11 protein-coding genes and 1 pseudogene are annotated in these 15,053 nt (G+C 71.5%); 7 read left to right on the top strand and 5 right to left on the bottom strand.

Annotated elements, in window-relative coordinates:
• Positions 1-75: 75 nt before the first annotated feature.
• The 3 genes and pseudogenes from ACFUK0_RS14850 to ACFUK0_RS14840 form a co-directional block, all read left to right on the top strand.
• Positions 76-195: pseudogene (locus tag ACFUK0_RS14850) on the top strand (glycosyltransferase); the annotation flags it as partial.
• A gap of 284 nt (positions 196-479) precedes the next feature.
• The gene (locus ACFUK0_RS14845; protein ID WP_380249971.1) at positions 480-2,825 is read left to right on the top strand and encodes a HelD family protein; all 2,346 of its coding nucleotides are present in this window, start codon (positions 480-482) and stop codon (positions 2,823-2,825) included.
• Between the two features lie 240 nt (positions 2,826-3,065).
• Complete coding sequence (locus ACFUK0_RS14840; RefSeq protein ID WP_380249969.1) at positions 3,066-5,108, top strand: glycosyl hydrolase; 2,043 nt, start codon at positions 3,066-3,068, stop codon at positions 5,106-5,108.
• Between the two features lie 150 nt (positions 5,109-5,258).
• Here ACFUK0_RS14840 and ACFUK0_RS14835 read toward each other — a convergent pair whose 3' ends face one another.
• Complete coding sequence (locus ACFUK0_RS14835) at positions 5,259-5,498, bottom strand: hypothetical protein (RefSeq protein ID WP_380249967.1); 240 nt, start codon at positions 5,496-5,498, stop codon at positions 5,259-5,261.
• A 453-nt stretch (positions 5,499-5,951) separates the two neighbouring features.
• On the opposite strand from ACFUK0_RS14835, the gene ACFUK0_RS14830 reads away from it, so the two are divergent.
• Positions 5,952-7,217, top strand: coding sequence for a hypothetical protein (locus ACFUK0_RS14830; protein WP_380249965.1), 1,266 nt, complete (start codon positions 5,952-5,954; stop codon positions 7,215-7,217).
• A 105-nt stretch (positions 7,218-7,322) separates the two neighbouring features.
• On the opposite strand, the gene ACFUK0_RS14825 is transcribed toward ACFUK0_RS14830, so the two are convergent.
• On the bottom strand, positions 7,323-7,574 hold the full coding sequence (locus ACFUK0_RS14825) for a hypothetical protein (RefSeq protein ID WP_380249963.1): 252 nt from the start codon (positions 7,572-7,574) through the stop codon (positions 7,323-7,325).
• Between the two features lie 443 nt (positions 7,575-8,017).
• Here ACFUK0_RS14825 and ACFUK0_RS14820 point away from each other — a divergent pair, with 443 nt between their 5' ends.
• Together ACFUK0_RS14820 and ACFUK0_RS14815 are read left to right on the top strand one after the other, a co-directional pair.
• On the top strand, positions 8,018-8,734 hold the full coding sequence (locus ACFUK0_RS14820) for a flavodoxin family protein (RefSeq protein ID WP_380249961.1): 717 nt from the start codon (positions 8,018-8,020) through the stop codon (positions 8,732-8,734).
• A gap of 53 nt (positions 8,735-8,787) precedes the next feature.
• On the top strand, positions 8,788-9,252 hold the full coding sequence (locus ACFUK0_RS14815) for a phage tail protein (RefSeq protein ID WP_380249959.1): 465 nt from the start codon (positions 8,788-8,790) through the stop codon (positions 9,250-9,252).
• On the opposite strand, the gene ACFUK0_RS14810 is transcribed toward ACFUK0_RS14815, so the two are convergent.
• The 3 genes from ACFUK0_RS14810 to ACFUK0_RS14800 form a co-directional block, all read right to left on the bottom strand.
• Entirely contained in the window at positions 9,236-10,384 is a 1,149-nt protein-coding gene (locus ACFUK0_RS14810; protein WP_380249957.1) for an IS4 family transposase, read from the bottom strand. The genes ACFUK0_RS14815 and ACFUK0_RS14810 overlap by 17 nt on opposite strands.
• Positions 10,385-10,502: 118 nt before the next feature.
• Positions 10,503-12,764 carry an NB-ARC domain-containing protein gene (locus ACFUK0_RS14805; protein WP_380249955.1) on the bottom strand — a complete coding sequence of 754 codons (2,262 nt, stop codon included), beginning with the start codon at positions 12,762-12,764 and terminating at the stop codon, positions 10,503-10,505.
• Between the two features lie 346 nt (positions 12,765-13,110).
• Complete coding sequence (locus ACFUK0_RS14800) at positions 13,111-14,022, bottom strand: alpha/beta hydrolase family protein (RefSeq protein WP_380249953.1); 912 nt, start codon at positions 14,020-14,022, stop codon at positions 13,111-13,113.
• 102 nt (positions 14,023-14,124) lie between these two features.
• Here ACFUK0_RS14800 and ACFUK0_RS14795 point away from each other — a divergent pair, with 102 nt between their 5' ends.
• Entirely contained in the window at positions 14,125-14,694 is a 570-nt protein-coding gene (locus ACFUK0_RS14795) for a TetR/AcrR family transcriptional regulator (RefSeq protein WP_380249951.1), read from the top strand.
• Positions 14,695-15,053 lie beyond the last annotated feature (359 nt).

Here is a 15,053-nt window from a genome sequence, read left to right as displayed (position 1 = left end):
ATCACTCTTCGAAGCCGGAATCCGCGGAAATGGGAGTCGCGAATGCGTGTGCTGTTGTCGACGTACGGGTCGCGCGGGGCCGTCGAACCGAGGGCGGCCGCCCGGGCCGGCGCACCTCAGGTGGTGGTACCACAGATCGCGGACCGGCCATACTGGGCCGGTCGGGTCACTGTCGGCGGCGCGGAGAACGGCCCTGGGGCGAAGGCGGTGGCCGCGAAGCCGCTGCCCGACGTGGCCGGCCGGGACGGGCGGCCGGTGTCCGCGTGAACCACGCGGAATCATCGCGCCGGACAGCATAGGCAGTAGTGCCCGGATTTTGTTGTGCCGTAATGGCGGTCATTCCGCCGCAGCCCCCAATTGCCCGGTCAATTGGGAGTCCTGAGTCAATGGAGCTGGTCTTGGTCCCCGCGTCGTCTTCGTCCTCCTCTTCCCCGTTCTCCTCCTCCGCTTCTCCCTCCTCGTCCTCGTCCTCGTCCGAAGTGAATGCGATCGTCGACGCCGGAGCCGGGACCGGGACGGACCCGGGCGGCGACGGCGCACAGGCCGCCGACGGCTGGCGGGCCCGGGAGCTGCGAGCGGAGAACGAGTACGTCGGAAAGCTGTACGACCGCCTGGAGAACCGGCGTGAACTCGCGACGGCCCGGCTGCGGGAGGTCCACCTCCAGGAGAAGGGCGGAACGCTCCAGTCCCGGATGGAGCGCGACACACTGGAGTTCCACCACACCCGCCGGCTCTCGGAGCTGTACGCCGCCGAGTACGGGCTCTGCTTCGGCCGGATCGAGAACGAGGACGGCGAGCGGCGCTACATCGGCCGGATCGCCCTGGCGGACGACGACCACGAGCCGCTCCTCACCGACTGGCGGGCGTCGGCGGCGGAGCCGTTCTACCGGGCGACGCCCGCCGCGCCGGGCGGTGTGTCAGGGCGACGGCACCTGCGGAGCAAGGACCGCACCATCGTCGACTTCGACGACGACGCCTTCGGGGTGAGCGCCCTGGAGGGCCGGGACAGCTCCGAGCTGAGCGGGGAGACGGCCCTGCTCGCCTCGCTGACGGCGGCCCGGACGGGGCGGATGGGCGACATCGTCTCCACCATCCAGGCCGAGCAGGACCGGGTCATCCGCTCCGAGCTCGGCGGCGTGCTCGTCGTGCAGGGCGGTCCGGGCACGGGCAAGACCGTGGTCGCCCTGCACCGCGCCGCCTACCTGCTGTACACCCACCGCGACCGGCTGGCCAAGCGCGGCGTGCTGGTCATCGGGCCGAACACGATGTTCCTGCGCTACATCGACCAGGTGCTCCCCGCGCTCGGCGAGAGCGAGGTCGTGCTGAGCAGCATCGGCACGCTCTACCCGGGCGTGACCGCTGCCGACACGGAGACGCCCGAGGCGGCCGCCGTCAAGGGCGACGCACGGATGGCCGGCGTACTCGTCGCGGCCCTGGAGAGCCTCCGGCAGCTGCCGGAGGAGGACGACGCCTGGACCATCACCGTGGGCAGGAGGTCGCCCCAGGAGGTGGAGCTCCAGATCGGCCGGGCCCTCGGCCTGCGGGCCCAGGCCGCCGCGCACCGGACCGGCGAGCCCCACAACGCGGCCCGGCCCGACCTGGTCGAGCGGCTCTCCTCGGAGCTGGCCCTGCGGATCGCCAGGGACCGGGGCGGAAACATGGACCTGGACGACGTGGCGGACCTCGCCGACGCGCTCGTCAAGGAGCCCGAGTTCCAGGCGGTGGCCGAGAAGCTGTGGCCGCTGGTGAGCCCGGAGCAGCTGCTCACGACCCTGTTCGGCTCCCCGGAGCTGCTGGCGGCGGCCATGCCGGACTTCTCCGCCGCCGAACGCGCCGCCCTGCTGCGCGAACCCCCGCTCCCGGACGCGGAGTCCGCCCCCTGGACCACCGACGACGTGCCGCTGCTCGACGAGGCCGCCGAACTGCTCGGCCCGCTTCCCGGCAGCACCAAGTCCCGTCAGGCCGAAGCCGCCGATGAGGCCGAGGACCTGGAGTTCGCGAAGGTCGTCCTGGAGGACTTCGGCAACGGGCTGGCCGAGATCGACGCGGAGATGCTGGTGCGCCAGTACCGTGGTGACCCGGAGCTGCGCCCGCTGGCCGAGCGCGCGGCCGAGGACCGGACCTGGGGCTACGGCCACGTGATCGTGGACGAGGCGCAGGAACTCTCCCCGATGGCCTGGCGGTTGCTGACCCGCCGGTGCCCCGGCCGTTCCATGACGATCGTGGGCGACCTGGCGCAGACCGGCGCACCCGCCGGGCTGAACTCCTGGGGCGAGGCGTTGGAGGAGTACACGGCGGGACGCTGGCGCACGGTCGAGCTCACCGTCAACTACCGTACTCCGGCGGAGATCATGCGGGTCACCGAGGGCGTCCTGCGGGCGGTCAGCCCGGCGCTCGCCGCTCCCCGTGCGGTGCGCAGCGGCGGGATTCCCCCGTGGAGCCTGCGGATCCCCGAGGACGACCGGGGGCCGGCGCTGCGTGCCGCCGTGGAGAAGGAGATCGCGGCGTGGGACGGCGGCCGGACGGCGGTCATCCACGCGCCGGATCTGCCGGCCGAACTGATCGACACCCTGGCCGAGTTGGACGGCGTGGTGGTTGCCGGCGACGCCTCGGCGCTGGACTCGCCCGTCGTCCTGATGACGGCGGCCCAGGCCAAGGGGCTGGAGTTCGACGCCGTCCTCGTGGTGGAGCCCGCGGAGATCCTCGCGGCCCACAATCGCGGGGTGAACGACCTCTACGTCGCGCTCACCCGCGCGACGAAGAGCCTCGGGGTCATCCACAGCCGGGAGTTGCCGGAGATGCTGACGGGTCTGGACCCCCGCTGACCTGGCAGGGGTGCGGGGCGGCAACGGCCGCGCCGCACCCCGGCCGGCCCGGAGCCGCCGCAGGCAGGCCGACCGGGGCCCAACTCCCGGTGATTCCCGAGCTGCTGTCGCAGCCCTCGGCCGTGCTGCCGTGATGTGAGATCCAGGTGCCGACCCATTGACGGGCGCGCTTCGCTCTGGCTCTATGGGAGCGCTCCCATGGAATAACGGCTCAGCAGGAAACCCCTATTGGAGGACCACGTGTCGCCCCACACGCCACGCCGCCGCAGATCCCTGCGGCTGATCCTGTCCCTTCTGCTCATCCTTCCGGCGGGTGCGGCCCTTGCCGCCGGCAGCGCGTCCGCAGCCGACCCGGCACCCGTCCAGGTGTACCAGGCGGAGAACGGCACCCTGAACGGTGTCACCGTCGGCACGGACGCACCCGGATATCAGGGCACCGGCTATGTCGAGGGTTTCGACACCGAGACCGACAGCGTCACCGTGACGGTGCCCGACAGCCCCGGCGGGCTGTTCGCGCTGTCCATCCGCTACCGCTCCCCGTACGGCGACAAGAAGGCGGCCCTGCAGGTCAACGGCAGTGGCCTCGGCGAGGTTTCGCTGCCCGACACCGCGGGCGCGTTCGCGGACGCGGCGGCCGGCAAGGTCCTGCTCCGGGCAGGGGCCAACTCCGTGACGGTGACCAACGACTGGGGCTGGTACGGCATCGACTCGATCACGCTGGCCCCGGTGCCGCCGCGTGCACCGCACGCGGTGACCGGTGCTCTGACCGACCCTCAGGCCACCCCACAGGCGAGTTCCCTGATGTCCTATCTGGCCGGGCACTACGGCAAGGACATCCTCAGCGGTCAGCAGGACACCGCCAGTGAGCAGTGGGTGGAGAACACCACCGGCCGGGCCCCGGCGATCGAGGGCCTCGACCTGATGGACTACTCGCCCAGCCGGGTGGAACGCGGCGCCACCTCCCAGGAGACCGAGAACGCCCTGGCCTGGGACGCGCGCGGCGGCATCGTCAGCCTGGTCTGGCACTGGAACGCCCCCAGCCACCTGATCGACCAGCCGGGCAAGGAGTGGTGGCGCGGCTTCTACACCGACGCCACCACCTTCGACCTCGCCGCGGCGCTGGCCGACCCCTCCTCGGAGGACTACCGGTTGCTGCTGCGCGACATCGACGCCGCCGCCGTACAGCTGAAGCGGCTCCAGGACGCGGGCGTGCCGGTGCTGTGGCGGCCGCTGCACGAGGCCGAGGGCGGCTGGTTCTGGTGGGGCGCCAAGGGCCCGGGCCCGGCCAAGGAGCTGTACCGGCTGATGTACGACCGGCTGACGGGGCTGCACGGCCTGCACAACCTGGTGTGGGTGTGGAACTCGGTTGACCCGGCCTGGTACCCCGGTGACGACGTGGTCGACATCGTCAGCACCGACTCCTACCCGGCCGCGGGCGACCACGGCCCGGTCGCCCTGACCTACGACCGCCTCCTGTCGCTGACCGGCGACACCAAGCTCGCGGCGCTCGCCGAGGTCGGCACCATCCCCGACCCGGAGCTGACCCGCGCCTACCAGGCGGACTGGTCGTACTTCGTGGCCTGGTCGGGCTCCTTCGTCACCGACGGGGCCAGCAACTCGGCCGACTTCCTCAAGCGGGTCTACAACGACCCGCACGTCATCACCCTGGACGAGGTCGGCGACTTCAAGCACTACGGCGGCAACGGCGACACCACCGCGCCGAGCGTACCCACCGGCCTGGCCGGCGCCGCCACCTCCACCGGCGTCACCCTGACGTGGTCGGCTGCCACCGACAACGTCGGCGTCACCGGCTACGACGTCTACCGCGGCGCCACCCTGGCCGGCACGACGGCCGGAACCTCGTACGCCGACACCGGCCTGACCGCCGCCACCGCCTACACCTACACGGTCAGGGCCAAGGACGCCGCAGGCAACACCTCCGCCGCCTCCGCACCCGTCACGGTCACCACGGCCCCGACCGCCACCGGCTGCACCGCGACCTACACCACCACCAACTCCTGGGGCAGCGGCTTCACCGCGGACGTCACCGTCAAGGCCGGCGCCGGTGCCGTCACCTCCTGGAAGGTCACCTGGACCTACTCCGGCAACCAGAGGATCACCAGCGCCTGGAACGCCAAGGCCACCCAGACCGGCACGGCGGTGAGCGCTCTCAACGCCGACTACAACGGCACCCTGTCGGCCGGCGCCACCACCACCTTCGGCTTCCTGGGCACCTACAGCGGGGACAACGGCGCACCCACGCTCACCTGCACCGCCCACTAGGAGCTGTCCGGCCGATCGTGCGACCGTCGCCTGATCGACCCGTCGGTCCGACCACGGGGCGGGAGCGCGGCGATCTGTCGGACGGGGGAGTGGGAGCGGCTGCGGCCGTTCCTACCGGCGAGTAACGGGCGGTGTGGAGGATTCCGTCGATCACCGGTCGATCACCGGCAGGTGATCGACGGAATCATGCGGCACCCGGTCGGACGTGGCGGTGACCGCCGCGTCCGGGGTGCGGTCCACGTCCGTGAAGCCGAGCCGGTTCAGCAGCTCGGCGGCGGCGTGGGCGAGGAGCAGGGGCTGGTGGACCTCCGCCCCGTGACCGAGGTCGTGGGTCTCCAGCGTGTCGACGGCCTCCAGCCGGACGCTGACGCGGCCGCCGGCGCCGGGCACGATCCTGCGCGGACCGGGTCGGCGCGCTCGCGCCCGATGACGGGATCGCCGTGAGGCGGGCAGCCGTCGGGCTCACCCGGCACCCGGGCAGGTGAGCCGCCGCCGGTCAGCCGGGTGACCGGTGCGAGCTTCTGCCGTGGGCGAGTTGACTGCCGCCGACGAGCTCCAGCCGGCGCAGGCCGTTCGACGCCATCCAGGCCAGTGGCCCGGCCCGGCATCCCACGCGCGCCGTGTCCTGCGTCCCGGCAGCAGCTTGCCGATCGGCCTGCGGGTGCGCCCCTGAGTGGCGGAGACTGGAGCCCGCACCGGGCGTCGGTCAGGGCCGGCCGGTGCCGCCGTACGTCACGTCAACGACCCTCGCACCGTAGGCAGTTCATGAGGGTCGGCGCCAGCCGACCCGTCCAGTCACCGTCCAGCCGATCCGCACAGTCGACGAGACAGGAACCGAACGTCATGAGCACACCCGCAGCCACCCGAGCGATCTTCCGCACCACCGGCGCGTTACGGGCCGCCGTGGCGGTGGCCACCGCCACGGCCGCCGTCGCCCTCGCGGCGCCGGCCGTACCCAGCGCGGCCGCCGCCGGCCCTGGCACGGCACCCTCCGTGGCCGTCGTGCTGCCCACCCCGCCCGGCGCCCCCTACGGCGACCCCACCGGGGTCAACAGGCTCGGCGTCGTCATCGGGAGCGTGTCCTCCGGCAGCCCCGGTGACGGTCCCCGCGCGGTGCGCTGGGACAACGACCACACCGTCGCCGTCCTCGACCCGCTCCCCGGCGACCACTACGGCAGGACCGTCGCGCTCAACGACGCGGGCACCGTGGTCGGGTTCTCCTGGCAGTCCGGCCTGCCGGGCAGCGGACACGCCGTGCGCTGGGCCCCCGGTGCCGCCCCCGCCGCCCTGGCGGCGCTGCCCGGCGACCTGTACAGCCGGCCCACCGCGGTCAACCGCGGCGGAACCGCGGTCGGGTTCTCCTGGAACGACGCGGGACAGGAGCACGCCGTGGCCTGGCGCCCGGACGGCACGGTGGTCGCGCTCGCCGCGCTCGCCGGCGATGTCCGCACCGTCGCCACCGCGGTCAACAGCTCCGGCACGGTGGTCGGTTACTCCGCGGGGGCCGGCTCCCTCGACCCCCGGCACGCCGTGGTCTGGAGCCCCGGCGGGGCCGTCACCGCCCTCGGTGCACCGCCGGCCTACCGCTACACGTCCGCCACCGGCATCAACGACGCGGGCACCGTGATCGGTGGCGGGACGGCGGATCCCGACTCCGGTGCCGGGCACGCCCTGGTCTGGGGCGCCGGCCACAGCCGCCGGGATCTGGGCGCGGGCACCAGCGCCACGGTGCTCAACGCCTCGGGCCACGTCGCGGGCACCGTGCCGCCCGCCGACCCGGACACCGCCCGGCAGGACGCGGCCCTCTGGCGCCCCGACGGTGCGCGCAGGACGCTCGGGGCGCCCGCCGGTGCAGCGGGCACCGTTCCCAGCGGCATCAACGCCGCCGCCGTCGTCGTCGGATACACCTGGAGCGGTATTCCCGCCCGCGAGTACCAGCAGGCGGTGCGCTGGAGCCCCGACGGGACGGCCACCGCGCTGCCGCTCGCCGGGGGCGAGCAGTACGCGGCCGCCCTGTTCGTCAACGACGCCGGTCTCGTCGCCGGGGTCCAACTGCTCCACGGCGGCGCCATGTACGCGTCCCACCTGGCCGTGGTCTGGCGACCGTAGTCCCTCGCGGTTCCGCCCCTGCGACCGGTTGCCGCGTCGCAGGGGCGACGACGGCCGCCCCCGCCGAGTCCGCCGGTGCACCGCCGACGGCCCGCATCCCGGAGGTCAGGGAGTTCCGGTGGGGCTCGGGCCGCTGCCGGGAGCGAAGGTGACGACGTCCGGCCGGGATTCGCCGTAGCAGCCGATGTCGAAGCCGTCACGGTCCAGGCTCGCCTGCTTCGCCGGTGACATCGCGTTCCACTGCGTGGCGCACGTCTCCGGGGACGGCAGGCCGCCGCGGTAGCGGATGTCGATGACGGCGGCGGCGCCGGCCGCGGCGGACTGCGCCCAGCCTGCCACTACCGGCTGCCCTGTCACGGAAGGTGACGGTGATGCCGTCGTGGGTGCCGACGAAGCGGGGCGGGCGACAGTGGGGGTGGCCGTCGGCGGAGCGGAGGAACATCCCGCCACCAGCGCGGGCGCGCCGGCGAGGGCGATGCCCGCCACAAGCTGTGTGATCTTCTGCATGGTGGCAGACAGTAGCCGATACGGGCCCGCCGGTGCGGAGGGCGTTCGCCGCGGCCTTTGCCGGGGGCGGCTTCCGCGTTTCACCGAGGCCCCTGGCGGCCAGGGAGAGGGGGCTGCGGCGGGCTGCTCAGAGTGGGCGCCGGGCCCACCGGGGGAGGAGCGATTCGGGCAGGTGGCCCAGCAAGGCGGGCGCCTCGGCGGCGGGGCTGGTGGAGTGAGTCCGTGGCCGGGTCGAGGCCTGCCGTTTCGGCGGCCGGGCGCCGGCCGTCCGAGCTGTCCGAAGGAGATGTGCGATGGCCGACGGTGGAACGTCCTACCGGGATCTGCGTGCCCTGGTGATCAACTGCACCCTGAAGCGATCCCCGGAGCGCAGCCACACCCAGGGGCTGATCGACGTGAGCCAGGGCATCATGGAGCGCCAGGGCGTCCAGGTCGAGGTCCTGCGGGCGGTGGACATCGACATCGCCACCGGCGTCTGGCCGGACATGACGGAACACGGCTGGGACACGGACGAGTGGCCGGTCATCTACAACAAGGTGATGTCGGCCGACATCCTGACGCTGGCCGGGCCCGTGTGGCTGGGAGACAACTCCTCGGTGATGAAGCAGGTGATCGAGCGGCTGTACGCCTGCTCGTCGATCCTCAACGGGGCCGGCCAGTACGCGTACTACGGCCGGGTCGGCGGGTGTCTGATCACGGGCAACGAGGACGGAGCGAAGCACTGCGCGATGAACGTGCTCTACAGCCTGCAGCACCTCGGGTACGTGATCCCGCCGCAGGCGGACGCGGGCTGGGTGGGGGAGGCGGGGCCGGGGCCGTCGTACCTGGACCCGGGGTCGGGCGGTCCGGAGAACGACTTCACCAACCGGAACACCACCTTCATGACCTGGAACCAGCTGCACCTGGCACGGATGCTGAAGGACGCCGGCGGCATCCCCGCGCACGGCAACCAGCGCTCGGAGTGGGACGCGGGCTGCCGCTTCGACTTCGAGAACCCCGAGCACCGCTGAGTGCAGCACACAGAACTCCGTCGCCCACCGACGCCGATGAGAAAGCGCCTGCCATGACCTACACCGTGGATTTCGTCACCGTCTCGACCGTCGGTCTGGAGTCGTCGCCCGTCGCGGACGCGCTCGCCGGTCTGCGGGCGAACGAGGCCCGTTACTTCAAGAACAAGTACGACCACGTCTTCACGGTGGAGCCGGCGAGCGAAGCGAAGGAGGCCGTCGACTGGGTGCACCGGATCCTCAAGGAGGAACGCGACATCGTCATCTCCTCCCGGCCGCTCGAAGCCACGGCCTTCCAGGTCGAGGACATCCGCATGGCCTACGTCTTCTACGAGAGCGGACTGTCGGTCAACGTGATGTACACCGTCGACGACACCAAGAAGCGGGCCGTCGGGTTCAAGCTCTCCGAAGGGATGGACGTCCCGGAGGAGCTCGCCTCCCGGTTCAAGTTCGCACGCCAGAAGTCGAAGCTCGCCGGCACCATCCGCGGCTCGTTCTTCGTCGTCAAGAACGAGTACTGACGGAGCTGATCGCGTAGTGGATCAGCAGGTAGGCCCAGATCTCCTGGTGGACCAGATCCGGGCTCTTGGACCGCAACACCCTCCCTGGCCCGCGCAGGACGCTCTTGAGCAGCCCGTTCGCGGTCTCCTCCTCCCATCTCCTCTGATGAGCACCGGCGAGTTCACCGGCTGTCACGGCATCGGGGTCGGTGATGTTGGTGATCAGGCGGACCAGTTCCCGACCGTCAGGGCCGGGGACGTCGTACTCGACGACGCGCACCACGTGGGCTGCGGCGGGGTCCGGTTTCGCCCCTGATCTCGCTTCGTCAAACAGCTCCCCGCGCTCGCGGCCGCGAATCGCGGGGTCCACCAGCGCCGACAGATACGTGCCGTCCGGCAGTACTTTGAGGGCCGGGAGCACCAGCTGTGCGGGCGCTCGCCAGCACAGCGCGGCCCCGGTCATCGTGGCAGCGCTGAACGTGGCGAAGCTGTAGAACCTGCGCTCGGCCAGCAGCAGCCAGTCGCTGGAGATCGAGATCAACAGGGAGGCCGCCATCGCCTTCTCGCCGCGATTCCACGGGCCGACCTCGGCGTCCATGAACGCGTGGGACCCGCACTCGACCACGGCGACCACCCGGGCCTTGGGGAACGCCGAGCGGGACCGATCATTGCCCGCATGGCCGAATTCGGCCGCGTTCTCGGCCGTGTCGGGCAGGTCCAGGCCGAATCCGTCGATGGCCGTCAGCCGCCATTGCCGCAGCCATGCACCTCGGGTCTCGGCGGTGGCCGCCGGCTCGGCGACCCTGTAGAAGGTCTCACGCAGAACGTCACGGCCCAGCCGCTCGCGCGCCTGGGTGATGGCCGACGACGTCGGCGGCCTCCACCCTGCGTCCCAGATCCCGAACTCCGACAGTGCCCCGGTGACCCTCTGCGCGACCCGCTCAACCCCGTCATCGGCGAACAGGAAAAGCGCCATTGTCAGATACGCGGTCACATGGGGAGGAAGCTCCCCGCGACGGCGCCGCTCAGCCACCCCGCACACCTCGGCGGCCTCGTCGACCTTGAACCGCGGCACTGCGGCGACCAGTACCCCCAGCGACACCTGGTCCGGCCGCGCAACCGGCTCACCTGCTCCAACCGCCCCCTGATCCATGGGTCAACCGTAGTCGCCCGCCCGCAACGGGCCCTGGGTCGGTCGGGTGCCCGAGTGTCCGCCGGTCCGGACGCTGAGGTCGCTCGGGCTCCCTTGGCCCGATCCGCCGGCGGCGCTGCTACTCGGCGGGGAGGGAGTCCAGGAGGGTCTGCGCGATCGCCACGTCGTGGCTCTTGGCCGTCTCGCCGAAGGCGAGGATTCGGCGCAGGCAGGTGCTGGCCTCCTCCGTCTCCCCGAGTTTGATCAGAACCTCCGCAAGGTCCAGGAGCATGCTGCTCTCGGCGTACGGAATGCCGACGCGCTGCACATGGACAAGGCCGCTTCGAAAGTGCTCGGCGGCCTCGCGCCATCGCCCCAGGGCGGCGTAGTCGCGGCCGAGCCCGCAGATCGCCCTGGCGCGGACATGATCGGTCATGTCCTGGCTCATCGGGGAGTCGGGGGCATCCAGCAAGGCCATGAGGGGCTCGTGCATCGCCATGCTCTCCTCAACGCGGCCCGAACCGCGCAGGGCGGCTCGATAGCTCTGCAGGGAGACCAGCCAGATCTTGTGGTCACCGGCGGCTTCTGCCAGCTCCGTGGCCATCCGGGACTTGTCCAAAAATGCCTGGAATTCGCCGAGTTGCTTGTGCGGCGATGTCGCCATGATCAGGGCCCACGCCTGCTGCGCGGTGTCCCCGGCCCGACGGGCACACTCCAGCGCCTGGTCAGCGTGGTCGATGGCCTCCCGATACCTGCCCTCGTATCCCAGTGTCCAGGCATAGTTGTTGAGATGGAAGGCCTGCCTGCGGTGGTCCCCGAGCGCGATGGCGGCCTCGCTGGACAGGCGGTAGACCTCGCTCCAGCGTCCCCAGCCGTCCCAGACGCCGCAGAGAACGTCCAGGGCTTCGGCAGTCTCCACGACGCGGACGTGCTCACCGCGCGCGGCCGAGCCTTGCAAGGCGGCGAACCAGGCGGCAGTCTCACTCACCAACCAGCTCCGGGCCTGCTCAGCACTCCCCAAGGGGACCAGGCCCTGCCAGGCTGTCGGTGGCCCGTCCTTGAAACAGCGACCAGCCGCCGCAGCGGTGTCCAACAACCACTCCCGCAACCGCTCGTCGGCTGCTTCCCGCTCCGCAGCCCCTTCCTTCTGCAGCCGGTCGCGGGCAAACAGTCGCAACAGATCGTGCAGTTGGTAGCGGCCCGTGAAGGCGGCCTGGAGCAGGCCCGCCTCCACCAGTTCCGTCATCACCTCCTCAGCCTCGAACACCCCGGTGCCGCTCAGGGCAGCGCCGTAGGCAGCAGTCAGGTCCGGGCTCGGGACCACGCTCAGCAGCCGCAGCATCCGGGCCGCCTGCCCGGTCAGCTGCCGGTACGACAGTTCGAACGCCGCCTCGACCTGCACGTCCCCTGCGGCCAGCGCGCCCAGCCTGCGTTCCTCGTCGGCCAGCCGATGCACCAGATGCTCGATGCTCCACCCGGAGCGCACCGTGAGCCAGTTCCCCGCCACACGCAGGGCCAGCGGAAGCCGCCCGCACAGTTCCGCCACCTCGTGCAGGGCCCCGGCTTCGGCATCCGCCCGCTGCGCCCCCAGGATCCGGCGCAGCAAGTCCACCGCCTCGGCCTGCGCCAGCCCCGACAGCGCCAGTCGGTCCACGTCTTCCAGGCCCGACAGCTGCCGCCTACTTGTCACCAGTACGAGACTCCGCCCGCGGGCAGGCAGCAGCGGTCGTACCTGCCCCTCGTCACGGGCGTTGTCCAACACCACCAGACACCGGCGTTCACCCAGCAGCGACCGCAGCAACTCTGCCCGACCTGACGCATCCAACTGCGCCAACCGGTACTCGGTCACCCCGAGGGACTTCAGGAGTCTCAGGAGGGCTTCGCCCGTATCCACCGGACTCTCCACCCCGTGGAGATCCACCACGAAGCAGCCGTCAGTAAACATCTCCGCCAGATCCGCCGCCGCCTTCAGCGCAAGCGCTGTCTTCCCACACCCCGGTGGACCCGACACTACGTACACCGACGCCCCCGCACCGGCGACCGCCCGCTCCGCAGCGTCTCTCAACCGGGACATCTCCGTCTCACGTCCCGAGAAGTCCCCCACCGATCTCGGCAGCGCCGTCCACGCGGCGACCACCGACTGCTCCGAACTCGCCGACCGTGCCGCAGCGAGCAGCGCCTCGCGATCCTCGTCCGCCAGCCCCAACCCCTCCGCGAGCGCCGCCACCGTACGCCGCCGCGGGACCCGGCTGTGCCCGCGCTCCATGTCGCCGATCGCCCGAACACTCACCCCCGAGGCCTCGGCCAACCCCTCGATCGTCAGGAAGCACTTCTGTCGAAGGCCGCGCAGAACAGACCCGAAGGACTTCTCACCGGACGCAGCCGCTGCTCTTTCCGCCACGCCCCGGACTCTAATCGATCACTTCGAGACCTCGATATCGGCGTGACAACAGCAGGGGGCTCGCCGCCGCAGCGGGCAGGGTCCGCTCGCGGGAACTCCCGTGCCGGTGTGGATGCGGATGCGCAGCGAAGAAGGCCCTGGTACCGGTCTTTCGCCTTGACCCGTCTGCGGCGAGGCTCACTCCGGCCATCGCGAGCCACCCCGGTTCTCGTGACTGGGGATCAGGCCGGGCTTCCTCGGAACCGTGCAACGGATTCCGCGTCGGCGCGCGCGGTCGCGATTGGTGTGGAGCCGTGGGCCCGCTCCGCCCGTCCCCGGCTCGGTCGGCAGTGCGGTCCGGCGGGGTTCACTTGCTGGAGATGCTCCACATGCCGTTGGCGGCGGCAGCGGGGTTGTTGAGGGTGGTCCACGCGGTGTCGTCGAGCTCGAAGGCGTTGAGGAGGTAGGCGGAGATCGCGTCGGCGACGAGGGCGACGCGGGCGGGGTCCTCGTCGGTGGTTTCGGCGGCCGCCTCGCCGGCGATGCCGCCCAGGGTGTGCTCGCCCTCGGCGATGGTGAGCAGGCTCTTCGGGGACGGGCTGCGGTGGTAGGCGTCGGTGAACCATTCCGGTCCCCGGGTGGAGAGCTGCGACTGGTCCTTGCCGCCCGCGATGACCAGGGCCGGGGTCGTCATGGTGGAGTAGTCCGGCCTCATGAACGGGAGGTGCTCGGCGGCGAACGGGGTGAGCGTGTCGCCGGTTCCGGTCGCGGCGATCAGCGCGCCGGCCGAGACCGCAGGGTGGGAGAAGTCCTCTCCGGGAATGCCGTCCTCGTCGAGCACGCGCGTGCCGAGGATCGCACCCGCCGTCTGGGCGCCCCAGGAGTGGCCGACGACCGCGATGCGCTCACGGTCGACGCGGGTCTCCAGGCCGCCGGCCTGGAGGAGGATGTCGCCGAGGCCGTCGAGGACCGCGTGGAGGTCGGCGATCCGGACGCGCCAGATGGTGGCGAAGCGCGGGTCCTCCCACCCGATGCCGTTGCGGCGGGAGTCCAGGTGGGTGGGCTGTACCACGACGAACCCGGCTGCGGCCCACCGGTCGACGAGGGGCTCGTATCCGTCCAGGGACCACGCGTTGCCGTGGGAGAACACGATGACGGGCAGGTTCCGGCCCGACAGTGGGGCGGTGACCTTCACCAGCAGGTCGGCGCTGCGGTCGGGTGCGGGGACGGTGATGGGCTTGACCGAGAAGATCCGCTGGTCGAGGTGGTGGGAAGACATGGGGGACCTGAGCTTTCTCCAGGGGATCGCTCTGCCATAATTTGGCGGAGCGACGTTCCGCCAATCTAGCGGAACATTGTTCCGCGAGTAAAGGAGGATCCCGTGCCGGACCCGGTCGGAGTACGCCAAGCACAGGCGCAGCGCACCCGCAGCGGCGTGCTGGCGGCCGCAGCTGCGGTCTTCGTGGACCAGGGCGTTCAGGCCCCCATCCGCGACATCGCCGAACGCGCCGGCGTCGGCATCGGCACGATCTACCGGAACTTCCCGACCCGGGCGGACCTCGTCACCGCCGTCTACCGGCACCAGATCGACACCTGCGCCGCACTCGCGCTGCACCTCCTGGAGGAATCAGCCTCCCCGTTCACCGCCCTGACCCTCTGGGCGGACGCGTTCGTGGAGTTCCTGGTGACCAAGCACGGCCTCGGCGCCGCCCTGGGGTCCGGTGACCCGGGGCTGGAGAACCTGCACGCCCTCATGCTCGACACCCTCGTCCCGGCCTGCGCGACCTTGCTCGACGCCTGCGCCGCCGCCGACGAACTCAGCCCCGGCATCACCGCCTACACGCTCATGCGCGCCATCGGAAACCTCTGCATCACCGGCCCCGACTACGACCGTGCCGACGCCAAGCACATGGTCGCCACCCTCCTCACCGGATGCCGTCGCAAGGCATAGCGAGCAGCTGACCACCCGGACGACGCACCGGCGCGAGGCTGCCACGCCGGGCGTGGACGGGAGGCTCTACCCAGGGCAACCGGGAGGCTCCACCCAAGGCAACGACCGAGTGGATGCACCGGTGCGGGGGAAGCCGGGCGCGAGTCGGCCCCGCGCCGGGGGTCTGCGGGCCGTAACGCGACGGCCGCCCACCCCGTGGTGCTGGGGTGGGCGGCCGTCGGGCCGGAGAGGCCCCGTCAGGGGCTGATCCCCTCAGGGACTGTGGGTGTTACGGGTAGGAGACGAGGTTGGAGGGGACGGTGCCGGTGCCGGAGGTGGGGGCGCCGGTGTTGTTGACGACGTGGTTGAACTGGCCGTTG

The organism is Kitasatospora sp. NPDC057223 (assembly GCF_042669755.1).
In the GTDB taxonomy this organism is placed as follows: domain Bacteria; phylum Actinomycetota; class Actinomycetes; order Streptomycetales; family Streptomycetaceae; genus Kitasatospora.
Note: the sequence above shows the minus strand (reverse complement) of the source record. Positions and strands in the feature narration are given on the sequence as shown.

Excerpts from the sequence above, each read along its gene's own strand:
- ACFUK0_RS14815 (WP_380249959.1), top strand. The coding sequence starts at position 8,788 with ATGACCTACACCGTGGATTTCGTCACCGTCTCGACCGTCGGTCTGGAG.
- ACFUK0_RS14820 (WP_380249961.1), top strand. The coding sequence starts at position 8,018 with ATGGCCGACGGTGGAACGTCCTACCGGGATCTGCGTGCCCTGGTGATC.
- ACFUK0_RS14830 (WP_380249965.1), top strand. The coding sequence starts at position 5,952 with ATGAGCACACCCGCAGCCACCCGAGCGATCTTCCGCACCACCGGCGCG.
- ACFUK0_RS14800 (WP_380249953.1), bottom strand. The coding sequence starts at position 14,022 with ATGTCTTCCCACCACCTCGACCAGCGGATCTTCTCGGTCAAGCCCATC.
- ACFUK0_RS14810 (WP_380249957.1), bottom strand. The coding sequence starts at position 10,384 with ATGGATCAGGGGGCGGTTGGAGCAGGTGAGCCGGTTGCGCGGCCGGAC.